Origin of the sequence: Mucilaginibacter rivuli, assembly GCF_019391655.1 — a bacterium.
Lineage (GTDB): Bacteria > Bacteroidota > Bacteroidia > Sphingobacteriales > Sphingobacteriaceae > Mucilaginibacter > Mucilaginibacter rivuli.
Genome location: NZ_JAHXPQ010000003.1, coordinates 139,960 through 164,641 on the forward strand (window position 1 = coordinate 139,960; position 24,682 = coordinate 164,641).

17 protein-coding genes are annotated in these 24,682 nt (G+C 42.8%); 7 read left to right on the forward strand and 10 right to left on the reverse strand.

Going from position 1 to position 24,682, the window contains the following annotated elements; all coding sequences use genetic code 11:
• Window positions 1-2: 2 nt before the first annotated feature.
• Together KXQ82_RS07880 and KXQ82_RS07885 are read left to right on the forward strand one after the other, a co-directional pair.
• Window positions 3-800, forward strand: coding sequence for a S1/P1 nuclease (locus tag KXQ82_RS07880; protein WP_219487640.1), 798 nt, complete (start codon window positions 3-5; stop codon window positions 798-800).
• A gap of 164 nt (window positions 801-964) precedes the next feature.
• Window positions 965-1,834, forward strand: a complete 870-nt coding sequence (locus KXQ82_RS07885; protein WP_219487641.1) for a polysaccharide deacetylase family protein — start codon at window positions 965-967, stop codon at window positions 1,832-1,834.
• 299 nt (window positions 1,835-2,133) lie between these two features.
• On the opposite strand, the gene KXQ82_RS07890 is transcribed toward KXQ82_RS07885, so the two are convergent.
• The 3 genes from KXQ82_RS07890 to KXQ82_RS07900 are packed head-to-tail and all read right to left on the reverse strand — an operon-like array spanning window position 2,134 to window position 7,460.
• The gene (locus KXQ82_RS07890) at window positions 2,134-5,229 is read right to left on the reverse strand and encodes an efflux RND transporter permease subunit (protein ID WP_219487642.1); all 3,096 of its coding nucleotides are present in this window, start codon (window positions 5,227-5,229) and stop codon (window positions 2,134-2,136) included.
• A gap of 1 nt (window position 5,230) precedes the next feature.
• On the reverse strand, window positions 5,231-6,166 hold the full coding sequence (locus KXQ82_RS07895) for an efflux RND transporter periplasmic adaptor subunit (protein ID WP_219487643.1): 936 nt from the start codon (window positions 6,164-6,166) through the stop codon (window positions 5,231-5,233).
• 1 nt (window position 6,167) lies between these two features.
• Entirely contained in the window at window positions 6,168-7,460 is a 1,293-nt protein-coding gene (locus KXQ82_RS07900) for a TolC family protein (protein ID WP_219487644.1), read from the reverse strand.
• 186 nt (window positions 7,461-7,646) lie between these two features.
• Here KXQ82_RS07900 and KXQ82_RS07905 point away from each other — a divergent pair, with 186 nt between their 5' ends.
• From KXQ82_RS07905 to KXQ82_RS07915, 3 genes are all read left to right on the forward strand, one after another.
• Entirely contained in the window at window positions 7,647-8,714 is a 1,068-nt protein-coding gene (locus KXQ82_RS07905) for a M20 family metallo-hydrolase (protein WP_219487645.1), read from the forward strand.
• Between the two features lie 161 nt (window positions 8,715-8,875).
• A complete protein-coding gene (locus KXQ82_RS07910) occupies window positions 8,876-9,340 on the forward strand; it encodes a hypothetical protein (protein WP_219487646.1) in 465 nt (154 codons plus the stop codon).
• A 46-nt stretch (window positions 9,341-9,386) separates the two neighbouring features.
• Window positions 9,387-12,923, forward strand: coding sequence for a PKD domain-containing protein (locus tag KXQ82_RS07915; RefSeq protein ID WP_219487647.1), 3,537 nt, complete (start codon window positions 9,387-9,389; stop codon window positions 12,921-12,923).
• Window positions 12,924-12,943: 20 nt separating this feature from the next.
• Here KXQ82_RS07915 and KXQ82_RS07920 read toward each other — a convergent pair whose 3' ends face one another.
• Entirely contained in the window at window positions 12,944-13,420 is a 477-nt protein-coding gene (locus tag KXQ82_RS07920; RefSeq protein ID WP_255563521.1) for a deoxycytidylate deaminase, read from the reverse strand.
• 29 nt (window positions 13,421-13,449) lie between these two features.
• Complete coding sequence (locus tag KXQ82_RS07925; protein ID WP_219487648.1) at window positions 13,450-14,757, reverse strand: sugar MFS transporter; 1,308 nt, start codon at window positions 14,755-14,757, stop codon at window positions 13,450-13,452.
• 140 nt (window positions 14,758-14,897) lie between these two features.
• Between KXQ82_RS07925 and KXQ82_RS07930 the strand changes: the two genes are divergently transcribed.
• A complete protein-coding gene (locus tag KXQ82_RS07930) occupies window positions 14,898-15,539 on the forward strand; it encodes a LysE family translocator (RefSeq protein ID WP_219487649.1) in 642 nt (213 codons plus the stop codon).
• Window positions 15,540-15,559: 20 nt separating this feature from the next.
• The gene (locus KXQ82_RS07935; RefSeq protein ID WP_219487650.1) at window positions 15,560-15,937 is read left to right on the forward strand and encodes a hypothetical protein; all 378 of its coding nucleotides are present in this window, start codon (window positions 15,560-15,562) and stop codon (window positions 15,935-15,937) included.
• 210 nt (window positions 15,938-16,147) lie between these two features.
• On the opposite strand, the gene KXQ82_RS07940 is transcribed toward KXQ82_RS07935, so the two are convergent.
• From KXQ82_RS07940 to KXQ82_RS07960, 5 genes are all read right to left on the reverse strand, one after another.
• The gene (locus KXQ82_RS07940; RefSeq protein ID WP_219487651.1) at window positions 16,148-18,055 is read right to left on the reverse strand and encodes a class II glutamine amidotransferase; all 1,908 of its coding nucleotides are present in this window, start codon (window positions 18,053-18,055) and stop codon (window positions 16,148-16,150) included.
• A 220-nt stretch (window positions 18,056-18,275) separates the two neighbouring features.
• A complete protein-coding gene (locus KXQ82_RS07945) occupies window positions 18,276-19,580 on the reverse strand; it encodes an ammonium transporter (RefSeq protein WP_219487652.1) in 1,305 nt (434 codons plus the stop codon).
• Between the two features lie 85 nt (window positions 19,581-19,665).
• A complete protein-coding gene (locus tag KXQ82_RS07950) occupies window positions 19,666-21,174 on the reverse strand; it encodes an NADH-quinone oxidoreductase subunit N (RefSeq protein WP_219487653.1) in 1,509 nt (502 codons plus the stop codon).
• Window positions 21,175-21,180: 6 nt separating this feature from the next.
• Window positions 21,181-23,070, reverse strand: a complete 1,890-nt coding sequence (locus KXQ82_RS07955; RefSeq protein WP_219487654.1) for a mucoidy inhibitor MuiA family protein — start codon at window positions 23,068-23,070, stop codon at window positions 21,181-21,183.
• 9 nt (window positions 23,071-23,079) lie between these two features.
• Entirely contained in the window at window positions 23,080-24,681 is a 1,602-nt protein-coding gene (locus tag KXQ82_RS07960) for a complex I subunit 4 family protein (RefSeq protein ID WP_219487655.1), read from the reverse strand.
• Between the last annotated feature and the right edge of the window lies 1 nt (window position 24,682).

The following is a 24,682-nucleotide window of genomic DNA, read 5'->3' on the forward strand; positions in this document are numbered from 1 at the left end:
TTATGAAAATTTATCAAAAACTCTTTTTAATAGCTGTGCTTGCCTACCTGCCGGTTAAAACCATGGCCTGGGGGCAATTAGGGCACCGCGTGGTTGCACAGATAGCTGATAGCTATTTAACACCGAAAGCACGTATCGAAATTCAAAAAATATTGGGTAACGAATCGCTGGCGATGGCGGCTAACTGGGCTGATTTTATTAAATCGGACCCAAATTACAAATACCTGTATACCTGGCATTATGTTGACCTGAAACCGGGCGAGAGCTTTGAAAGCGCATCGGCATATTTACAAGCTGACACGATACCAAACGCTTACAACAAGCTGAATTTTATGATCAAAGAGTTAAAGACCAATAAATCTTTATCTGCCGATAAAAAATTGCTTTATGTACGAATGATCATCCATGTTATAGGAGATTTGCACCAGCCTTTCCATGCCGGCCGTACCGAAGACCAGGGTGGCAATAAAATACAACTGTTATGGGGAACGGAGCAAACCAATATACATAGCATTTGGGACACTAAGCTGATAGAAAGCCAGCAATACAGCTATACTGAGTATGCCAACAATATAAACCATACTACAGCCGCTCAACGCGCTGAATGGCAAAAAACAGATTTGATCCATTTGATATACGAATCGCACCAGATAGCAGAAGACTTATATAATGAGATAAAAGAGCCTAATCAAAAGCTTAACACGTACAATTACATTTTTCAGCATATCCACACTGCCGAAGAGCAAATGCTTAAAGGAGGCGTACGCTTAGCAGGTATATTGAATGGCATTTTTGGATAACAGTGAGTAGTTGATTGGTGAATAGTTGATAAATACACAATCATTTAACTATTCACCAATCAACAATTCTCCACTCACTAAACATTATGTTTAAAACTATTTAAACTTCCAATAAACAATGTTTTGTTAATTTGATTTATCGTATTAACTAAAAACATTACGCTTTGAAACTTATAAAATCTCTCCCTTTAGCTTTATCAATATTGCTATCCGGTGCATTATCAGCATCGGCAATAACTAATGGACCAACCGCTGTTGCCAACGGCCCCGGCGATGCGGCCTCTATTTTAGCCCGAAAACAGGTACCCATTTTATGCTATCACCAAATACGCGACTGGACCGCTAAAGACGGCAAAGTTGGCAAAGACTATATATGCCCTATAGCTACCTTTAAGGCACACATGAAATTACTGGCTGATAGTGGTTATCACACCATTCTGCCCGATCAGCTTTTTGCATATTTAACTACCGGCACAGCGTTACCGAGCAAACCCATTATGCTAACGTTTGATGATACCGACCTTGACCAGTTTACCATTGCCAACCCCGAGTTAAAGAAATACCATTTTAAGGCCGTTTATTTTGTAATGACGGTATCATTAGGCCGCCCGCGTTACATGAGCAAAGAACAGGTTAAAAAGCTATCAGACGAAGGGAATATTATTGGCAGCCACACCTGGGACCATCACATGGTAACCAAATACTCGCATAACTCTGAGCTGAAAATTATTGGCGATAAGGCACATGGCAGCAAAGTTACCATCCGCAAGGTTGATGACTGGGTTACCCAGATAGATAAGCCAACAAAAACACTGGAAGAAATTACCGGTAAAAAGATTGATTACTTTGCCTACCCTTTTGGTTTGTGGAATCCTGCTGCTTTCCCTGAGTTAAAAAAACGTGGCTTTAAAGCGGCCTTCTGTTTAGCCGAAAAACGTGATCAGAAAGACCCCTTATTTACCATCCGCCGCATTATAGCCAGCGGTTACTGGAGCGCGAAAACTTTGAGTAATAGTATCAGGCAAAGTTTTTAATTCAATTACACCTGTGTATGTTAGCTAAAAAATGGTTTTGGTATATTGCTGGTGGCCTGTTGTTATTGCTTAAGGGTATGTATGATATGGATCATGGAAAGTTTTATACTCAAAGATCTGCTTTTCGCCCCTCCAGGTCTACATTTGAATACATTATTGTAGGAATGATAGGAATAGCCTTCGGAATATATTACTACAATAAAGAGAGAACTTCCGATTGAAGAGAGATACTATCTATAAAGATTAAATACTTTATAGATAGTATAACTATCGAGTTAACGCTCGGTCGCTTCCTTAATCTATATATCATCCGCATCCAAAGCTAACTTCTTCTCGGCTTCGCGGTCTTTATCCTTACCTATCATTTTGAGCAGTACCGGTAAAACAATAAGCAATAAAGGCAAGGCGAATATTAGTCCGCCTATTACGGCTATGGCCAATGGTTGATGAAGTTGCGCACCGGTACCTATACCCAGGGCCAAGGGCAACAAGGCGATGATAGCTCCTGTGGCCGTCATTAACTTAGGCCGTAAGCGGGCAGCTATTGCGTGTACAATACTTTGCTCGCTTGTCCACTCGTAACTGCCGGTATCGTATTGGTGATAGGTAAATATGGCGTTCTCGGCTATGATACCGATGATCATGATAATACCGGTATAGCTACCCACATTTAACGGTGTGTGAGTAATAAGCAAGGCAAGGAAACATCCCGCAGCACCTAATACCGCCAGAAAAATGATAATGGCTGCCGCCAGGAAATTGCGGAAGAGCACCAGTAATACAATAAACACTAAAATGCTTGCTGTGATCAGGATGATCAACAATTCCTTAAATGCTTGTTGCTGCTGCGCATAATCGCCACCGTACTCAATGTGGTAGCCCGATGGCATACTCAGAGTACCTAATTTGCTTTGTATCTCTTTTAAGGTGCTCCCCAGGTCACGGTTATCTAAACGTGCGGTAATTACTCCCATCATTTTCTGGTTCTCGCGCACTATCTCAGCAACGCCGGGCTGCATGGTTACTTTGGCTAATGATGATAAGGTTTTTACTTGCCCTCCCGGTAAGAAAACACTCGTACCCTCAAACTGTTGCACAGATGTTTGAGAAGCCTTAGGATAAATGAGCCTGATATTTACCGATTGCTCCTTATCCACAATGGTGCTGATGATGTTACCATCCAATTGCGATTGCAACTGAAACTGGAAGTCGGCCGGGTTCATGCCCAGCTGCGCCAATTTGGTTACGTCGGGGTTTACGTTGATCTCTGGGCCTGCGATGGTAATGCCGTTAAAAACATCGGCGGTGCCTTTTACTTTGGTAACAAGTTCTGCTGCCTGGGTACTGATGTCTTGCAATTTGGCCTGGTCATCACCATATACCTTTATTTCGATGGGTTGGGCCGATGCCATCAGGTCGCCAAGCATATCTCCTATCACCTGTCCAAAATCTACCTGCAACTGCGGCAACACACCTTCTATTTCTTTACGGATATCATCCGAAACCTCATCGGTGGTCTTACCGCGTTTCTTTTTAAGTTGGATCAAATAATCGCCCGTATTAGGTTCGGTAATAAAGAAACCCATTTGTGTGCCCAAACGGCGCGAGTATGACGCTACCTCGGGCGTGTGCTGTACAATATCATCTACCTGGCGCAGCATGCGGTCGGTTTCTTCTAATGTCGTTCCGGGCGGGCTCTTAAAATCGAGCACGATGGCGCCTTCGTCCATCGACGGCAGAAAACCCGAATCTAACCTGCCGGGAACGATGACCATGATGGCAATGCAACCAATTATAAACACAATACTGATAACGGGTACTTTGAGAAAGAACTTTATCCAGCCATCTTTAACATGGTGGGGTTTGGCTTCCGTCCGCTTTAGCGGGATAAAAATAAAGAGCATGGGCAATAGCAGCCAGGTTACCAAAAACGACATGCTCAGCGTAATGATCATGGTAAAGGCCAGCACTTTAAAATACGCGCCCGCAACACCGCTCATCAATACAAACGGTATAAAAATTACGATGGTACTGAGCGATGAACCAAGCATAGATGAGAACAAATAAGCCATTGCCCTTTTTACCACGTGGTGCATTCCTTCACCCGGATGGTCTTCATGGCTGCGGAAGATCTGCTCGACCACAATCACCGCGTCATCTATCATTAAACCAATAGCCGCAGCTATTGCGCCAAGCGTCATGATATTTATGGTATAGTTGAACACCACCAGCGCGATAAGTGAAAGCGCCAAAGTTGTGGGGATAGTAATTAGCACAATAACACTTGCGCGGAACGAGCGCAGGAAGATCACCACTACAATGATAGCCAGCACCAGGCCTATCCACAATACATCTTCAATGCTTTTTACGCTATCGTTAACAAAATCAGCTTGTTTATAATATGGTATGATACGGACGTCTTTCGGCAGTATTTTGGTGAGCTCGGCAATCTTATCATTTACGCCTTTGTTCACGTCTATCAGGTTGGCATCTGGTTGTTTGATCACCGCGATCAGCGGCACATCCTTACCGTTGGCGTTGATGCGTACATATTCTTTTTGCTCGGTGATCTTGATATCGGCAACGTCTTTTAAAAATATGGTACGTTTCGGACTGTTGAGCACCACCAGGTTTTGTAGCTTGTCTATATTATCGATGGCGTTGTTGGTGAGGTTCAAATACAAACGCCCATGGTCGTTTATATAACCGTTGGATGTCAGGATATTTGCCTGTGTTATAGCCGTTGATATTTGCGATGGCGTAATGCTTAAAGCGGTTAACTTAGCTGGCTGCATAATTACCTGGTATTCTTTAGTCTTGCCCCCGGTTATGGCGATATCGGCCACGCCAGGTACAGCGGCTAAAAATGGCCTTACCTGAAACTGGGCTATCTTTTTCAGTTCGATGGGTGTGCGGTTACCTTCGAGCGAGAAACCCATTACCGGCAAAATGGATGGGTTCATTTTCTGCACCGTGATCTGGGTGTTTGGCAGCAGGTCTCCTTTTACCTGCTCGGTAAGTGCCTGCACCTGCGCCATGGCCTTATCAATATCGGTATTCCAATTTATAAAAATATTGATCTCAACGCTGCCGCGGGAGGTGTTGGTGCGGATGAGGTTCAATCCCTCGGTACGCTTGATGGCATTTTCCAACGGGATGGTTACCGTGGTCATCATCTTATCCACCGGCTGCTGTCCTGCATCGGCGATCACCTTTATTTTGGGGAAGGTAATATCGGGGAACAAGCCCGTTTTGAGCTGCATAAAGCTATACACACCTCCCATTAGGATGAGTATCAGCAAACCCAGCAAAGGTTTTTTATAGTGCGAGTGGAGCCCGCCCGACAAAAACCTTTTGGCGGCCAAAGAATTGGCTTTATTTGATTGCTCGGCCATATTAGTCTTCTTTGCCTCCCTTACCAGCCAGTTTCACTTTACTTGAATCAGCTAATCCATAAGCTCCATCTAAAATGATCTTGTCGCTGGTGCTGATGCCTTTGGCCTGTATTTCTTGTAATGAGTCAGTTGATATTTTGCCGGCTTGCACTTCTATCTTGTAAGCTTTGCCATCGGCACCCAACTTGAATATCCAGAAATGCTCCTGCGTTTCATCGGTTTGCACAGCTTTAACGGGAACGGCCAGGCCCTGCTCGGTAGTAGACAGATTGATAACCACCTTTAAGTTAGCGCCTTCCGGCAGGTTAGTTGAAGCGATGGGTACGATAAATGATTGCGTTTGCGAAGCCGGGTCGGCAGTGGGTAGGCCTGCCTGCAGGTTCTTGCTAAGCTTGGTACCATCTGGCATTACAACAGTACAGGCTGTACCCGCGTGAACTTTGCTTAGGTATTCCACAGGTACATTTACCAATAATACTAACGATGATTGTTGTGTCAAGGTTGCAAGTATATCCCCTTCGGCAACAAAATCGCCGTTTTGGTAATTTACAGCGGTAAGGATGCCACCTGTACCTGCTACTACCGGTATAGGGTTGCGAAACTTTTCGAGGATACCGCTTTTATCAATGTTCTTTAATGCTTCCTGCTCTTTGCTGGTAATGGTACAATAAACAGAACCACCTCTTACCACATCGCCCATTTTCCAACCACGGTGGTGTACGTAGCCTGCAATGCCTGCCCGTATAACGGCTTTTTGCTGGTATTGCGTAGTTCCTGTAAAAGTAACACTGTTACTAAAGCTGTGATTTGCCGGGTTACCAACGGTTACTACGGGAGTACTTTCTACGGCGGCGTCTTCGGCCGGGGGAGCGCTCGTACAGGCAGCCTGGATAAACAACACTCCTAATCCCAATATGTATAATCTATCTTTATGCATGTTACCAGTTATAATAATTGTATTGGTTAATAAGCAGCAAAACCTGTGTGCGGGCTGCCGTTAAACTCTGCTTTGCCGCTGCATAATCCTGCAGCGATTTTACATACTCAATAATAGATAGTTGCCCGCCCGCCAGTTTTTCCCTGTCGAGCTTAAGCAATAGTTCCTGCTTATCAATAAGGCCCTGTATTTGAGCGTTGCTGAGTTTAAACAAGTCTATCTGTTTGTGGATACTCTCCAAATAATTTTTCTGCTGAACGGTAAAGTTATCGCGTGCATAAGTAAGGTTTTGCTGCGTAATCTTGTTTTGGCTTTCCACTATTTTACGCTGGCGCCCGTCATATATCGGGATATTTAAATGTAGCGAAGCATCGAACCCTACATTGTGCGGGATATTTGTAAAATCAGATGCCAGCATACCTCCGCTCCCGCCCAGGGTTAATGTAGGCAGGTATTTGGTGTTAAATGCATTTTGTGCCAATACCAGGTTCAAGCTATCTAACTTAAATTTTTCTTTATAATAAAAAGCTGTTGGCTTGGTTATCAATGTCAAATCAGGCTCCTGCAGTTTAACCATACCGCTATCTGTAATTATGGCAAGGTTTTTCAAAGCTCCGTAAGCATTTATCTCTGTTATTTTAGCCTGACTCAGTTCATTTTCGCGGGTGTTGAGTTCTATGGCCAATAACAGGTAATCGCTTTGTTGCAGCAGTCCACGCTTTACCAATGCTTCAACCGCGGCATGGCGCTGTTTTATTTCATTAATTATAAGTGCTAAATATTCTTCCTGCTGTTGTATCTGGTAAACCTGTATGTATTGATCGGTGATGGATTTACGCAAGTCGTGTTCCAACTGCCCCTTGGCATAGCTGTTAGTGGCGCCAAGGTTGGTATTTTGATCTTGCAGGGCTTTAATAGTTTTTTTATTGAGCAGGTTAAGCGATACCTGCATCTGTGTGGCGTACATGCCGCCATTGGTTTGGCCAATATCATAGCCAAAAGCGTTTTCGGATGGCGCTGTGGTAATGGCGATGGGCTTTCCATCGCTGCCAAAAAACGGGGCGAAAAGGTAATCGGAAGTAAAATTGACTTGCGGTGCTTTATTCTGGGCATTTATCAGTTGGGCCTGCAGGCTATAAAATTGTTGCTGGTTTACATTACTGCGGATGTTGGGATCACTTTGCAGGGCATGATCAATAAAGTAACTGAGTGTGGGTTGCTGCTGCGCAAAAACAGGCTTCCTTACAAAAAACAATGCGAATATGATGAAAGTAGTACTTAAGCCTTGCCTCATTTATATTATAGATGTGTTAAACAAAAATAGTCGTAAAATCTGTAGAAAAACTAAACACCTGGCCTAATCTGAACTTTAATTTATATGATTTGTTTTGAGATAAAAGAAAGTAAGGGAAATGATGGTAATTGTATAATTTTACGGGTGAGTTACGCGAGCGATAAGATAACGAGTTTAAATTTATATATGACGACCAGTACCGATACTTTATACAACAATGCCATTAGCTTATTGCAGCAACTGATAGCAACGCCATCTGTTAGTAGGCAGGAGGCAGATACTGCATTGATTATTAACACCTTCCTGACCTCGCGTGAGGTGCTAACGTATCGTAAAGAAAATAATATTTGGGCATATAACGCTCATTTTGATGATGCCAAACCTACCATCCTGCTTAACTCGCACCATGATACTGTGAAGGCTAACCCCGGCTACACGCGCAACCCGCATGCCGCTGATATTGAAGATGGTAAGCTTTACGGGCTGGGCAGCAATGATGCCGGTGGCTGTTTGGTTTCGCTTATCGCGACGTTCCTGCATTTTTATGAGCGTACCGATCTGAAATATAACCTTTGCCTTGCGGCTACTGCCGAAGAAGAAATTTCGGGTAAGAACGGTATAGAATTGGTGCTGCCCGATCTTGGCGAGCTGGACTTTGCCATTGTTGGCGAGCCTACACTGATGAACCTGGCCATTGCTGAACGTGGCCTGATGGTTTTAGATTGTACCGCACATGGTAAAGCAGGCCATGCCGCCCGCGAAGAAGGCGACAATGCAATTTATAAGGCAATAAAAGATATCGAATGGTTCCGCACGTTCATATTCCCGAAGGAATCAGAATTATTCGGACCGATAAAGATGTCGGTTACCGTTATTAACGCAGGCACGCAGCATAATGTAGTACCCGAAAGCTGCAATTTTGTAGTTGATGTAAGGGTAACAGACGCCTACCGCAACGACGAGGTTTTAACCATTATTAGAGAACACGTAAACTGCGAAGTAAAGGCACGTTCAACACGGTTAAAGCCATCATCAATAGATAAGAACCACCCTATTGTACAAGCGGGTATTGCAATGGGTAAAAGTACTTATGGCTCCCCTACTACTTCTGACCAGGCCTTGTTGGATATCCCATCATTAAAAATGGGTCCCGGTGATTCGGCAAGATCACACATGGCGGATGAATATGTATATGTAGATGAAATCAGGAATGGGATAGACGGATATATCGGGCTATTGAAACAGGTATTATAAATCTCAATCATCAAACTAAAGCAATATTCTTCTCTGCAAAACAACTCAAGTACCGTGTTTAAACGTATGTGACAGTAAAGATTTAAATTATTATCTTCACCACAACTTCAATATATGATTTTAAACTTTTTAGCGTTCAATAGGTTGAAGTTTAATTGCCTATGAAGCGTTTGTTTACCACGATATTACTTGCCGCGATATTTAGCGGTGTATTTGGCAAAACGAGCCAATTTGCCGACTCCGTAGAGATATGCCACCGCAAATACGAAATCCCCGCCGGCTCAAAGCTTACCGCCCCAAATGAATTAACCGGGCCTGATTATTCGATATCCTGGGAATACGTTAACGAAAAAAAGCAGGAGAAACTGGTAAATAACACCCTCAGCGATATATCAAAACAGAAAAACTTCAGGCAAGCAGACTTGGAATGCTACTTTTTGTTCACCGAAGCTAAAGCGTATGCTTTAACTTTTGATAATAATTCGGGCGTACCTTCGGGTGCTATTATTATTGCGGCTACAGTAAAACAACAACCTGTGTTTATTAAAATAACCCTCACAAGAGCGAATTTTACCAATGAGGGCTTACCATTAATAATTTCATCATTAATTACTTTAAGATTGTAGCTGTATGCTGAAACATTGCTGTTATTGGTTTATCGGGATACTTATTATGATGATAAGTGTACATGGAACCAGCGCGCAAAGTATTAGCAACGCAGGTACCGAGTTTTGGTCTGTCTTCCCTACGCACCAGCCTAACAGCTCTACTGAATTAGCTACCAACAGCATTTTCATTACCAGTAGCCAGGCATCATCCGGAGTGGTAACCTGTGGTACATTCTCAACCACCTTTAGTGTAACACCTAATACCGTGGTTGAAGTACCAATACCCCGCGCCATATCTTATATTAATGCTACGGAAGGCAACACGGTATTGAAAAACAGGGCTATACACATAGTAGTGGATGCCGGAAAACCAAAAGTAGTAGTGTACAGCCATATTTTTGCAGGGAAGCGTTCGGCTGCATCGTTAATTTTACCTAAGGATGCATTGAGCCAAAAATACTTTAGCATGAACTACCAGGAGCTCAATCAGCAAAGCCCGGAAGGGCAAAATTATATTGCTATAGTGGCAACACAAGCCAATACAACAGTACATATAAAAAGAGGCACTACCGAACTGGTGCCGGGCGGTGTTACCTTAACCAATGTTAATGATGTATATGAATACCTTGTAACACCCGATCTTACCGGTGTATCGGTTTCTGTTGATACGCTTAATTCGGCATGCAAAAGTTTCGCTATGTTTAGCGGCAGTTCGGGTGCATATATATCCACCGCCACCTGTAGCCCTGCATCGCTCGATCCACTTTTTCAGCAATGTTACCCTATTGAAAGCTGGGGAATGGCCTATGGCTTTGTACCGTTTAGTACTAACAGCCCTAACTTTACTTTCCCGGTACGCACCGTGGGGCAATACGCACGCATAGTGGCCAAAGATGATAATACCGTAGTAAGAATTGATGGTACAGCGGTAGCCACACTTAATTCAGGTCAGTTTTACACCACACCATCGCCACTACAATCAGCATCATATATAACAGGGTCAAAACCAATTAGCGTAGCGCAGTATGCTTTAACACAAGCTTGCGCAACTACCGGAAGAGGCGTTGGTTATAGCGACCCGGATATGGTTATCCTTAATCCTATAAATTATAACATTAAAAACATAACCGTTTACTCATCCACCAAACAGGTAATCGAAGAAGAGTATATCAATGTACTCATCAAAACTTCGGCGGCAGCCAGTTTTCGTATCAATAACGCGGTACCCACGGGTAGTTTTTTCGCTATGCCAACCTTGCCGGGATATTCTTACATGCAGTTAGATCTGACCAAACTAAATACCGGCGGAACAAAAAGCTTTAATTTAACAGCCGATGATGGTTTTAACGCAATAGCATATGGTTTCGGCAATGTAGAATCATATTCCTATTCAGCGGGTACCAGCCTGGCATCATCACAAACGGTAAGCACCATAAAATCTTCAGATAATACGGTTATCGACTCGGCATGCGTTAACGAAAACTTCTTTTTTAAACTTACGCTCCCTTTTAAATCGCCCCAGATAACCTGGAACATGGACCCCGCGGATGCCCCCGTTGTACAAACCAGCCCCACAGCAAAAGCTGATACTACCAATGGTATAATTTCGTATTTATATACCTTACCCAAAACACCCGCATATAATACCGCCGGATCCCATAAGTATAACATATCAGCACAATACCCTACTACACAGGGCGGCTGTGCAACCGGTTCGCAAGATATATCGGGGACATTTTTTGTGGTTCCGCTGCCAGTAGTATCATTTACCCATACACCCGAAGCCTGCCATAGCATTATTGATTTTAAAGATAAAAGCACATCGCAGGTTGGTAGTGTTAACCAGTATTTATGGGATTTTGGCGACCCGAATAATAAACTAAGCAGCAATACATCAACTTTGGCTAACCCTATACATGCTTACGCGGATAGCGGATTATACTATGTAAAAGAAACGGTAACATCTACAACGGGCTGCCAAACATTTAAAATAGACACGGTACGGATATTGCAACATATAACATTAGATTTTTCTACACCAAACCTGAACTGCTCAAACTCGGCTGTTACCTTTACCGATCAGAGCACCACTATTGATTTTACCGTTGTTACACGCAAATGGTTTTTTGGCGATGGCTCATCGGATATTGTTAATAATGGCCCTACGGTATCACATCAGTATTTAAAAAGCGGAAACTATAATGTAAAACTGGTATTGGTAAGCAATACTGGCTGCCAAAGCGATACCATCACTAAGCAGGTTGTTATATCAGCCAGCCCGATAGCAAAATTTAATATACCCGGTGTTTGCGCAAAAGATAGTTATGCCCAATTTATTGATGAGTCGGCAATGTCTGACAATTCGACTGTAACCTTTAAATATCACTGGGATTTTGGAGATATCAATAACTCAGCACATACCGATACCTCATCCCAACAGTTTCCTAAATATTATTATAATACTATTGGTAAATACACGGTTACTTTAACCATAACCGCTCCATCCGGCTGTACAGATGTTACTCAAAAAACATTTGAAATTAACGGTGGCACACCTAAAGCCGATTTTGATATTATCAATACAGGCCCGGTTTGTAGCGGGCAGCCTGTAATGATATTGAATAAGTCCACCGTTGCTCCCGGGGTGATCACCAAAATAGAAATATTCTATGATAATGTAAACCAACCAACTGTTAAAACGATTATAGATACTCCGGGACGCTTTGAAGGCAATATTTTCAGTCATGTTTATACACTATACAACAGGCTGCCCGATAGCAAAGATTACGACATTAAATTAAAAGCATATTCAGGTGGAGTTTGTGTTGACTCGTTAACCCGCACGGTTACCATACTGCCGGTGCCTAAAGTAAAGTTTGATGCTTTGGATAAGATCTGTTTTTTAGCAACTCCTGTTCAGCTAACCCAGGGATCAGAAACAACAGGCATACAGGGAACAGGTACATATTCAGGGGATGGGGTATCGTTGGGCGGGCTATTTAACCCTGCTATTGCCGGGGTGGGTATTCATGTTATCACTTATAAATTTACCTCCACGTTTGGTTGTGTTGATTCGCTTACGCAGCCAATTACAGTACTCACCAGCCCGAGAGCTGATGCAGGCGAAACACTTTATGTACTGGAAGGCAAAAGCGTAGTTTTGAAACCAACCGTATCAGGCAATAATTTAACGTTTAGCTGGGATCCATCCGAAACACTGAGCCGGAGCGATGTGCTGAACCCTGTGGCAAAACCTACTGAAACTACAAAGTATACCCTAACGGTATCAAACGGAACGTGTGAAGATACCAGCAGTGTACGCGTAGTGGTACTCAGAATGCCAATAATACCCAATACTTTTACGCCTAATGCCGATGGTACAAACGATACATGGTTTATAAAGTACCTTGCCGATTATCCAAAAGCAACCATACAGATATTTAACCGTTATGGCACACAGATATACTATTCGTTAGGATACGGAAAACCATGGGATGGTACTTATAATGGCACGCCGGTACCTGTTGGTACATACTATTATAGCATATCGCCAAAAAACGGGCAGATCAACTTTGCCGGATCGGTAACCGTGATCAGATAACTAATAAGCTCAGGCAGGTTTTAATCCTGCCCTTCAATATCCGGGCTAAACTTACGTGCCTCTACGCCAAATTTGTTTAAAAAATCAACACCTTCATCAGATGGTATCTTTTTATACTCTGCATATGAGTATTTAAAATAGACTTTTTTTATACCTGCCGAAAAGATCAGCCGCGCGCAAGGCAGGCATGGTGATAAAGTAGTATACAACGTTGATCCGGCAAGGTTAGCACCATTTTTAGTGGCGAACAATATGGCATTCTCTTCAGCATGCAAAGCGAGCGAGCAACTGCCCTTTGAGTCGCGCGCGCAGCCCTCTTCGGGCCATTCTTCATCGCAGTTATGGGTGCCTGATGGCGGGCCATTATAGCCAATAGATATAATGCGGGTATCTTTAGCCAAAACCGCACCTACCTGTGCCTTTACACAGTGGGAGCGCTTAGCCAGGTCGAGCGCGAGGCTCATAAAAATATCATCGAAACTTGGTTTAGCAATCATGTGATCTGAAATACGTAAAAATTCTGGATCTACTTTTTACGGAATTGGCTCAGACCGGCTTTATGCCCGGCTACTGAATAATATAAAATATAGAGATAGCACGGCACCATCAGTAAAAAGAATACCCACTGAAAATTATATCTTTCTTTTAAAAAGCCAAACGCGAGCGGTAAAAGCGCACCGCCGGCAATTCCCATAATAAGCATGGCCGAGCCGGTTTCGGTAAACTTACCAAGGCCCCGTATTGCCATCGGGAAAATAGCGGGCCACATTAAAGCATTGGCTAAACCTAAAGCAGCCACAAAACCTACAGATATGTAACCCGTAGTAAGTAGTGCACCCAAGGCAAATACAATTCCCAACAAAGCTGATATTTTAAGGCTTTTTTCTTGCGAGATAAATTTAGGTATAGCAATAATTCCGGCTACATAACCAAACAGCATAGCAACCAGTGTAAAGGAGGTGAAATACTTGGTTTCATCTAAGGGCAAGCCAAAACTTTTGCCGTAGGTACCTATCGCATCACCAGCCATAACCTCAACCCCTACATACAAAAACAGGCAGATAACACCTAAAATCAGGTGTGGGAACTGAAAGATGGTGGTTTTACTTACATGTTCATCAACCGCCTCGGCATTGGCTTCTGTAACATCAATATCAGGTAACGATGAGCGCCGCGCCCAAATGGCTAACAGAACCAATACAACGGCCATTACCGCATACGGAACAATTACACGGCTTGCCAGTTCATCCAAAAGGTGACTGCGGGTTGCGGCATCTGTAGCGGCATTTATTTGAGTTTCTAATGCCGATGCGTTCTTTAACAGAATAGCACTTAAAATTATAGGGCTTAAAATACCGGCCAGTTTATTACAAATACCCATTATACTGATGCGTTGCGCGGCACTTTCAATTGGCCCTACAATGCTGATGTAAGGGTTTGACGCTGTTTGAAGCAATGAAAGACCCGCACCTTGAACAAATAATCCCGTAAGGAACAAAGCGAAGCTACGGCTATTTGCCGCCGGGATAAATATTATGGCTCCTATTGCCATTACCAGCAAACCGAGCGCCATACCATTTTTTAAACCTGTAGCTTTCAATATCCACGATGAGGGTATGGCCAGAAAAAAATAGGCCATATAAAATGCAAATGTTACAAAAAAGGCCTGGGCATCTGTTTTTAAGTTACATGCAAGTTTTAAAAAAGGTATTAACGTTCCGTTTAGCCAGGTTACAAAACCAAATATTGAAAACAATATGCCAATGACTACAATAGCGTTGGAGTTATTGGTTTTTGAAGATGTATCATTATTAATAGGTAACGTGGCTGCCATAGCAATCAAAAAGTTTTAAAGTTTACAATGTGTTCAAAGCTAAACTTACACAATAAATTTAAACAAGCACTGAATAAAATACTGTATTTTATTTAAAAGTTGCATATTCGCATTCTGTGAATTACCAAAGGCTATAATTAATGATAGAAGCCATTATAACAGGCATCGGGTTCGGGCTGGTACTTTCGGTTTTAACCGGGCCGGTTTTTTTTGCATTAATTAAAACCAGTATCGAGAAAGGTTTTCACGCCGGCGTGGCTATGGCCCTGGGCGTAGTTACCAGCGATATGGTTTTTATAGGCGCCATTCTGTTCGGGTCGCAGCTTATCAGTATTAATGTTGATACCAAAATAGTGGGTATGGTGGGCAGTTCCATCCTGTTTACCATTGGCGTGTACTATATTTTTAAGAAAGCCGAGATCAGCTACAACCAAACCCCCGTGAAGGCCAACCGAGCGGGTTTTTTTTTGAAAGGCTTTTTGATGTGCATCTTCAATCCTACCCTGTTATTTCATTGGATAACGGTAATTGGGGCGGCAAGTACCTATTACCCTGCCGATGCGCCCAACAGGCGCTTAATGATAGGCATTATGTTTATCACCATACTGTCGGTACAGTTCTCGCTCGATACTACCAAAGCGTTTTTTGCCAACAAACTCCGCGATAGGATCTCCGAAAAATCAGTCCACCGCTTAAACCAGGTTGCCGGTATCGCGCTTATTATTGCCGCGTTAGTACTGGTGGATAAATTGGTTACACATGTGGTGTTTGGGGTGAGGTAGGTTTATTTCTAACTTAGGATATGAAAAAAGTCGTCCTTATCATTCCTATTATCCTAATGTGTCTTACATCGTGCTTTGATGTTAGTCACAAAGAAATTCATTTAACAAGGAACTTTGCCCTGATACATAATGAAGGAGATTCTACCAATTATTATTCGGTTTGCGAAGTAGACGGAAATTTCAGCAACCCGATAGTAGAAAACAAAGCAATAGCTGTATATAATGATTCTTTGAATATCTTATTCAAAACAATCAATTGGAAAAAGGATACTGATTTTCATTATATAATACTAAACCAAAAACCATCCCTGCCTTTTGCAGTCCTTAAATTATCAAAGTCGGAGTTTTTGGAAAAGCTTAAATTATGTCCAGAATGCAAGAAAGTTACAATAAAGTAATCCATCCCCGCTACCGCAAGGGTCCTCCCTTGTGGTAAACTTGACAGGTAGGCAATCGGCAGTAATTAAGCGCCCCTGTTGTTCTGAATTTACTATCCTCGACCCCAAAGACCAGTAATTTGTAATCCCTCCCCAACAAAAAAACCAGAACCAAGCTAAGCTCAATTCCGGCTATTTATACTTTTAACATTCTACTTTAAACTCCAAAACCTACATATAAGCCCTTTGGTTCTTCCCCTCCATCCAGTTTACAAAGGCGCGGTTAACCACCTTATTACCACCTGCAGTTGGGTAATTACCACTAAAGTACCAATCGCCTTTATGGTCGGGACAAGCTTTGTGCAGGTTATCTAAGGTTTGATAAATTACTTTTATCTCAGCCTTTATCCCTTTTGGTGTGATGATCTGGGCAATACGGTCAGATATTTCCTGGTCGGTAAAAGGAGCGTAAATCTCTTTTACATAGTTTTCTACTTCTTCCTTTGGCAAGCTTGAGCTTTCCTTACATTTCTGATAAACATCAGCAATGATCTGGTAGCGGCCGCTGTCTTTCAGCAAGGCTATAGCAGCTTCAAATGCCACAAACTCGCCCATGCGCGACATATCTATACCATAACAATCAGGGTAACGTATCTGCGGCGCAGATGATACCACTACTATCTTTTTCGGCCCCAGCCTGTCCAGTATTTTTAAAATACTTTGCTTCAGCGTAGTGCCGCGAACGATAGAATCATCTAAAGCCACAAGGCTATCCGTGCCTGCTTTTACAACGCCATATGTTGTATCATAAACATGTGCCACCATTTCGCTACGGTCGGCATCCTGCGTAATAAATGTGCGCAGTTTTACATCCTTTATAGCTATTTTTTCAAAACGTGGAGCCATTTTTAAAACGCGGGTCAGCTCCTCGTCGGTAATTTTATCGGCACGGTTCAGCAGTATTTCGCGCTGGCGCTGTTTAACGTGTTTTTGTATCCCTTCAGCCAATCCATAATAGGCAACTTCGGCTGTGTTAGGAATATAAGAGAATACCGTATTTTCAACATCCTGATCTACCGCTTGCAATATCTGTTCGCAAAGCAGGCGGCCCAGTTGCTTACGTTCGCGGTAAATAGAGGCATCGCTTCCGCGCGAGAAATAGATCCGCTCAAAAGAGCATGCTTTCTTCTCCTTTGGCTCGCTGAACATCTCTTCGCTTATTTTACCATTCTTTTTGATGATAAGCGCGTGGCCGGGTTTTACTTCCCTGATATCTTCGATAGGAACATTGAATGCAGTTTGTATGGCTGGGCGCTCCGAAGCGGCAATTACCACTTCATCATTATAATAATAAAACGCCGGGCGTATGCCTGCCGGGTCGCGCATGATAAAGGCATCGCCATGGCCAAAAATACCGCCAATGGTATAACCACCATCCCAGTTCTTGGCTGATTTTTTTAACACCTTGGCCACATCCAGGTCGGTAGCTATCAGCTTACTGATCTCGGCGTTATCATCCAATCCCTCACGCTTATACTGATCAAACAAACCCTGAACTTCTGAATCTAAAAAGTGTCCTATTTTTTCCAGTACCGTTACGGTATCGGCTTTCTCTTTGGGGTGCTGACCAAGCTCATACAGTTGCTGTAACAGCTCATCAACGTTGGTCATGTTAAAATTACCGGCAATTACCAGGTTACGGGTCATCCAGTTATTTTGGCGCAGGAAAGGGTGACAATTCTCGACACTATTTTTGCCGTGTGTGCCATAACGTAAATGCCCTAACAAAACTTCGCCGGTAAAACTGACATTGTTTTTAAGCCATTCGGCATCTGTCAGTTTTTCCGGCTGCTCTTTTTGTATATCGGCAAATTTCTTCTGAATATACTCAAATATGTCGGCTACGGCATTTTGCGCCATCGATCGGTGTCGGCTAATGTAGCGCTTACCGGGCTCTATATCGAGCTTTATGGTAGCTACGCCTGCCCCATCCTGGCCGCGGTTATGCTGCTTCTCCATCAGGAGGTACAGCTTATTTAAACCGTAGAGTGCGGTGCCGTATTTTTTTTGATAAAATGATAAGGGTTTTAAAAGACGGATAAATGCGATGCCGCATTCGTGTTTTATCTGATCGCTCATGGTGAGTAATAAGTCCGCAAAGTTACTACTTTATATCAATTACGAAACATTTTTGACACCTTGGCTTAACAATTTCCAAACATTTTGGCACGTTTCAACAACAATATCCATGTTTAAACAACTAAATAGCAGAATTAACTTTCAGGTGTTAAAAAAATCCAAATTTTGCTAAAATCACACCCTGCAGGACAAAAAAAATCTATCCGCAAAATGTAAATTTTTAAAGCTTTTCGCCATGCTGGCTAATATCCAAACCTACAGCCTCCTCTTCAAGCGAAACACGCAGCGGCGATAACATATCTGTAATTTTTAAAAGAAGTAAAGAGCCAAAGAATGCAAATACAGATACGCCTACCAAAGCTTCACATTGTATCAAAAACAAATGTGTTTCGCCGAAGAACAAGCCGTTGCCGGTAATGTTGGCGCTGTTGATATTCTGATGCGCGAAAACACCGGTTAGTACCATGCCCACCATACCGCCAACACCGTGACAAGGGAAAACATCTAAAGTATCATCAATTGTAGTACGTGTGCGCCACTCTACTACCAGGTTACTGATAGAGGCCGACACTAAACCAATAATAAGCGAGTGCGGTATAGATACAAAACCAGACGCCGGAGTAATGGCAACCAAACCTACTACAGCACCTATACAGGCGCCCATGGCACTTGGTTTGCGCCCCCGCGCCATATCAAAAAATATCCAGCTTACCGCCGCGGCGGCCGATGCTGTAGTACTGGTAGCAAGCGCGGTAACAGCCAGACCATTTGCTGCAAAAGCCGAACCGGCATTAAAGCCAAACCAACCAAACCACAATAAGCCTGTGCCTATCATTACATAAGTAATGCGTGCGGGGGCGTGGTTCTGTTCGTTACGGCGTTTCATGTACAGGGCCGATGCCAGTGCAGCCCAACCTGCCGACATGTGCACAACCGTACCGCCGGCAAAATCCAGCACACCTAATTTTGCTAAAAAGCCATCCGGGTGCCACGTAGAGTGTGCAAGCGGCGCGTAGATGAACACAAAGAATAAACAGATAAACAACAGGTACGAATTAAAACGGATACGCTCTGCAAAAGCACCTGTTATTAGCGCCGGTGTAATAATGGCAAACTTTAACTGGTACATGGCAAACAGCAATATTGGTATGGTTGGTGCTAATTTCCAGGTGGCATTACCTAACATGCCTTTCATCATAAAAAAGGTTGAAGGATTACCTATTATACCATAAACAGTATCGCCAAAGGCCAGACTAAAGCCAAATACTACCCATATAACGGTAATTACAGCCATACAGATAAAGCTTTGGAACATGGTAGATATCACATTCTTTTTGTTGACCATGCCCCCGTAAAAAAAGGCTAGCCCCGGTGTCATGATCAATACTAAACCGGTTGCCGAAAGCATCCAGGCGGTATCGGCAGCATCAATATGAGCATTGGTGCTTGAAACATCAATTGATGGAAAAACAAGACAAAGCGCTGCAATAACAAGCAGGAAAGAAATAGGTATTAATTTTTTCATTTAACTCCGTTGTGTAAACGGCGCTAAATTATAAAAAAAGGAATTTTTTCTATAGATTAAATAGAATTATATGACCAAAATCATATTAAAGTTGCAAAAAGTTCAACATCTGGGGAAAAACACCGGTCAATAACAAGAAAGCACTTATAACACAAATGAATATCAGCAAATATTTGTGATTAACAATAAGATCATCGGCATGGTGGTCATTCTTTTTCAGGAACAGGTATAGTGGGATTTTGATGTAGTAAAACAAAGCTATAACCGTGGTGGCAGCACCTGTTATAAGTAAAGCTAATAACCATACATTGGGGCTGTGCTGATATACATCATACACTGCCGAAAACACCAGGAGTTTACCATTAAAACCCGCGCTAACGGGTAATCCCGCAAGTGATATCAATATCATAACAAAACAAACCGATGGCAGCGGGTAACGCAGGCCCACGCCTTTATAGCTATCCAGTGTATGCGCGCCTATTTTATTTACATAATAGCTGCATAGCATTAACGCGCCAATATTGGCTATGGCATAAACCGCCAGATAAAACAATAATGCCGATATGCCCTGCTCCGAAAAGGTAACCAAAGCCATCAACGCGAAACCGGTGTGGCCTATACTGGAATAGGCTAACAGCCGTTTTATATTGGTTTGCCAGATAGCCGCAATGTTGCCCACAATAAGGGTTATTACACCAACAACAGATAACAGCAACCTAAAATCAAAAGCTGCCCAACTTGTGCTGAATACAAAAGGCGTTAAAAAGTTGATGAGCATACCCAACCCGGCAATTTTGGGTAAAGTAGAAAGGTAGGCAGTAACCGGTGTAGCGGCTCCCTGGTAAACATCGGGCACCCAAAAATGCATGGGTACAAACGATAGCTTGAACCCTATCCCCACCATAACCAACACCAATGCCAGCGAAACACTCAACGGGCTAACATGAATTAAATTCTGGATAAAGCTATCGGCAAAAATATCGAGCGTGCCGCTAAAGCCATACAGCAGCGAGATGCCATACAGCATAATGGCTGATGCCACGGCGCCAAACAACACATATTTCATACCGGCTTCGGTTGTTGTTTGTGTATCTGAGCGGTAAGCTACCATGAGGTATGATGCGATAGACACCATCTCGACAGCCAGATAAATGCTTAACAGGTTTACGGCCATCAGCATTAAATGCAAACCCAATACCGATGCTATAATGATGGAATACAAATCGCCAAGGCCCTTAAAATGCGCGCGCAAAGCTTTATCCCATGGGATGTAAATGAGTACCAAAATAGCCAGCGCATCAATAACCAACTTAAAGCAAACCGATGTACGGTGCAGCAACAACATTCCGTTAAACACAAAATGCGATTCGCCAACCGGAACCAGTGGCAATTGCTGCAGCGCGGTAAACAATACTACCAGCATACCTATAATGGATACGGTTCGTGCTAAACCCGCCATTTTTTTACCCGCTATCAGGTCTGCCAGAAATACAATCAGGAAAAGTATACTTAAACCCAATTCCGGCACAAACCAGGGCATACTTTTCAGTATATCATCTAACTGTGCCGGAATATGGTGTATCAAATTATTCATTTGTTATTATTGAACTATAACTTGTTGATTTTTAGGATATTTTACCTGGTATTTCAACTCAACCTTTTTATCTTCAGATGGCGCCATCTTTAATGTCCATTGAACCTTGCCATCAGTGTCATTCACCTTACCGCCTGAAACCTCCTGCCGCTCCACCTCTATCGATGTATTTTGCGATACCGGGATCTGATCCTCAACCAACAAATTAACGGGTTGGTTCTTACGGTTTTTCACTTCGATGACCCAGTCTTTGGTTTCCTTTTTGTTCGATCCGATGATCTGGCGTTGGGTTAAATTTTTTTGCAAAGTACGGGTAACCACAATATTTTTATCTACACCTAATGACAGGTTAAGCGTATCGCTCGAAGCGTGGGTATCCAGTAATGATTTACCAATATAAGTACCCTCAAAAAATAAGTTAGCCTCTCCCGAAAGGAAATTGTATTTATTCCAGTCTATAATTTGCGAGGTAAGGAATACATCTGTATTGAGTTTTGGAGCTACGTAATATTCAAAAGTGGCATTCAGATCATAGTTGCCTATCTCAACCAAATATTGTTTACCATCGCCTGGGATGGTGTAAGGATTAGATATATTAAATTCAATATTTGTTTGATTTTCTGTTTGCTCAACAATCACGGGAAGCGTAGCATTACCTCTTACCTGATACGCTGATGCTTTGTATTCTACCTTGTCATAAGCCACATTTACCCCTGCCATTATACCTTCTGCATTATTCGATCCATATCCAATCACAACTTCATTTAGTTGATTTTGAGATTGCGACATACCTACGCTAATATTACCCGAATTAACTCTTCGCTCTATTGTTTGATAGCCAACATAATTGAATTGCAAAATTGGACTGCCTTGGGGCACTTGTATTGAATATTGCCCGTTTGCGTCAGTAGTTGCGCCTATCGAAGTGCCTTTAACTTTTATGGTTGCTCCTATTAACGCCGATCCATCTTTATTATCATATAAACGTCCAACAACCTTGGTAACATTTTCAGACTGGCCCTGGTATATCATACCAAAATTGAGATAATATGGATTTAGCTGTGGTTTACTGCCGCTAACAGTTGGGTTTGCTGTTGATAGGGTTAATTTAACGTTCTTCCATTCTTCACCGCACTTTTGCGAAACATTGGCTTTATAAGCGATATTGATAGGGCTGTTCACATCCTTAGCCCGCACATCATAGGTTGGGTACCAGCCTGCATTTTTTACAATATAACTCAACGAAAACTTCGTTTGCACTACTATTTTAGATGATATGGTTACGATGACATCATTGGTGATCTTAGTATCCCCCTTGGTAATATCTGCTATCTGCCTGTCGTATTTTTGTAATTCTTCGTTTAGTAAAGTAATATCATTACCTACCTGCTGTTCTTTCTTTTTTAACTCGGTTAAGGTTTGGGCCTGAAAATCTAAAGCTGCTTTTAGTTTCAGGATGTCGAGGTTAGCGTTTTGGCCGGTTACTACCTGGTTCTTGCTCAACATATCTTCCTGTGTGCGGTAAATTGCAAGCGCGCTGTTGTGCAGGTCTATTTTATCTCGCAAAGTTTTTTGCATTGCCTGCAGTTCCTCTACCTTTTTTTGCTTAACCTGTCTGCCTAAAAAGTTCAATTCATTTTTTACCGACATGATGGTAAAAGCACCATCTGCATGTACCTGTATACTTTGGGCATCAATATCAGGCGATAAGCCCTCAAATGTAATTGTGGATTCACCGGTAGTGACATTCACCGTAGCCGTCCGGGTAACTTGTGCGCCGTTTAAAAACACAATAACCTTTTCAACTTTCGATGCCACTTTCTGGTCGCCGGCAGCTTTTACTGTGGCCGAAAGCATGGGCAGGCACAGCATCATTAACATTAGTTTTTTCATCATTAATTTAATTTACTTGTGAATAAATTGAACAAATGCCAAAACCGAATCGTTGATCTTGACAAACACTAATGATGGCATGATGCCTAAAGTCAATGTTAAAAGCGACAATGGCACCAATACCAGCATTTCTCTGCTACTGATGTCAACTAAGGCCAATTTCCATACTTCGCCGCCTTTTAATTTTGTTTCGCCAAAAAACATGCGTTGCAGGGTCCAGAGGAAGTATCCTGCACTTAATAATATACCCAGGGCACCGCACATACCCATCCAGGCAGGCAACAATCCGTTAAAATTATGCGAGTTAAAAGCGCCTATCAAACTAAAAGCCTCGGCAATAAACGCCGAAAAGCCAGGTAAGCCTAATGACGCGAAGAAAGCGATCATGATAAATACCGTGTATTTAGGCATTAAGGTGCCCAATCCGCGGAAGCTGTAAATATCCCTGTCGTGTACACGATAGTAGATTACACCCACCAGGAAGAACAGCATCGATGATAAAAAGCCGTGGCTCACCATCTGCATCATGGCCCCACTTACACCTTCGGTAGTTTGCGATGCGATGCCCAGCAACACAAAACCCATATGTGATACGGATGAATAAGCGATCAAACGTTTCAAATCGCGCTGGGCAAGGGCATTGAACGCCCCGTATAAAATGGATATCACCCCCAATAAACCTATCCAGAATGCATACGAAGTAGCAACTTCGGGAAAGATGCCAAAGCAAATACGTAGCATACCATAGCCCCCTACTTTAAGCAACACGCCTGCCAGTATAATGGAGATTGGCGTTGGTGATTCCACGTGTGCGTCGGGCAGCCAGGTGTGCAGGGGTACTACGGGTATCTTTATCGCGAAAGCAACAAACAATACCATAAAACCCACGGTACGCGCAGGTAGGCCCAGTAACATATGCTGACCGATGAACCCGAATATCGAATCCTTATCGTAATTGGCCGGGTTCATCATCTGGATGATGTTAAAGGTATGCGCGCCGGTGGCCGGGTCTTTTACCGAAAAGTACAAGCCTACCATTACCAGCAGCATAAATACCGAACCGAACAGCGTGAACAGGAAGAACTTGATAGCGGCATATTCTCGCCTTGCGGCGCCCCATATCCCGATAAGGAAATAAAGCGGCAACAACATTAACTCGTAAAATATATAGAACAGGAAAAAATCCAATGAACAGAATACGCCCGTTATGGCCATATCCAATAGCAAAAACAGCGCGAAATACCCTTTATGATTTTTGTTAATTTCCCACGAAGCCAGCGCCGCTATCACCATTACTACTGATGACATGAGTAGCAGCATAATAGATATGCCATCAATACCTACAAAATAATCTATCTGCATTTTGCCCATACTGCCCAGGTTAAGGGCTATCCAATGCACTTTTTCGACAAACTGGTACTGGCCCTCGTTAGCAACGCCGGCATAACCCGCACCGTTTTTAAAAGCGATATAAAGCCATACGCTCAGCCCTAATTGCAGCAAAGTTGCCAACAGGGTAATGTAGCGGTAAATATAGCGTAAGCCCTCCGGCAGCACTAAAATAAGCGCACCGAACAGTACGGGCAGAAATATGAGTAGCGATAATATATTCATT

What these genes read in the sequence shown, in the direction of transcription:
- KXQ82_RS07925 (WP_219487648.1), bottom strand. Translation starts at nt 14,757, where the DNA reads ATGGCAGCCACGTTACCTATTAATAATGATACATCTTCAAAAACCAAT.
- KXQ82_RS07910 (WP_219487646.1), top strand. Translation starts at nt 8,876, where the DNA reads ATGAAGCGTTTGTTTACCACGATATTACTTGCCGCGATATTTAGCGGT.
- KXQ82_RS07945 (WP_219487652.1), bottom strand. Translation starts at nt 19,580, where the DNA reads ATGAAAAAATTAATACCTATTTCTTTCCTGCTTGTTATTGCAGCGCTT.
- KXQ82_RS07915 (WP_219487647.1), top strand. Translation starts at nt 9,387, where the DNA reads ATGATGATAAGTGTACATGGAACCAGCGCGCAAAGTATTAGCAACGCA.
- KXQ82_RS07880 (WP_219487640.1), top strand. Translation starts at nt 3, where the DNA reads ATGAAAATTTATCAAAAACTCTTTTTAATAGCTGTGCTTGCCTACCTG.
- KXQ82_RS07895 (WP_219487643.1), bottom strand. Translation starts at nt 6,166, where the DNA reads ATGCATAAAGATAGATTATACATATTGGGATTAGGAGTGTTGTTTATC.
- KXQ82_RS07930 (WP_219487649.1), top strand. Translation starts at nt 14,898, where the DNA reads ATGATAGAAGCCATTATAACAGGCATCGGGTTCGGGCTGGTACTTTCG.
- KXQ82_RS07900 (WP_219487644.1), bottom strand. Translation starts at nt 7,460, where the DNA reads ATGAGGCAAGGCTTAAGTACTACTTTCATCATATTCGCATTGTTTTTT.
- KXQ82_RS07955 (WP_219487654.1), bottom strand. Translation starts at nt 23,070, where the DNA reads ATGATGAAAAAACTAATGTTAATGATGCTGTGCCTGCCCATGCTTTCG.
- KXQ82_RS07940 (WP_219487651.1), bottom strand. Translation starts at nt 18,055, where the DNA reads ATGAGCGATCAGATAAAACACGAATGCGGCATCGCATTTATCCGTCTT.
- KXQ82_RS07920 (WP_255563521.1), bottom strand. Translation starts at nt 13,420, where the DNA reads ATGATTGCTAAACCAAGTTTCGATGATATTTTTATGAGCCTCGCGCTC.
- KXQ82_RS07950 (WP_219487653.1), bottom strand. Translation starts at nt 21,174, where the DNA reads ATGAATAATTTGATACACCATATTCCGGCACAGTTAGATGATATACTG.
- KXQ82_RS07935 (WP_219487650.1), top strand. Translation starts at nt 15,560, where the DNA reads ATGAAAAAAGTCGTCCTTATCATTCCTATTATCCTAATGTGTCTTACA.
- KXQ82_RS07960 (WP_219487655.1), bottom strand. Translation starts at nt 24,681, where the DNA reads ATGAATATATTATCGCTACTCATATTTCTGCCCGTACTGTTCGGTGCG.
- KXQ82_RS07890 (WP_219487642.1), bottom strand. Translation starts at nt 5,229, where the DNA reads ATGGCCGAGCAATCAAATAAAGCCAATTCTTTGGCCGCCAAAAGGTTT.
- KXQ82_RS07905 (WP_219487645.1), top strand. Translation starts at nt 7,647, where the DNA reads ATGACGACCAGTACCGATACTTTATACAACAATGCCATTAGCTTATTG.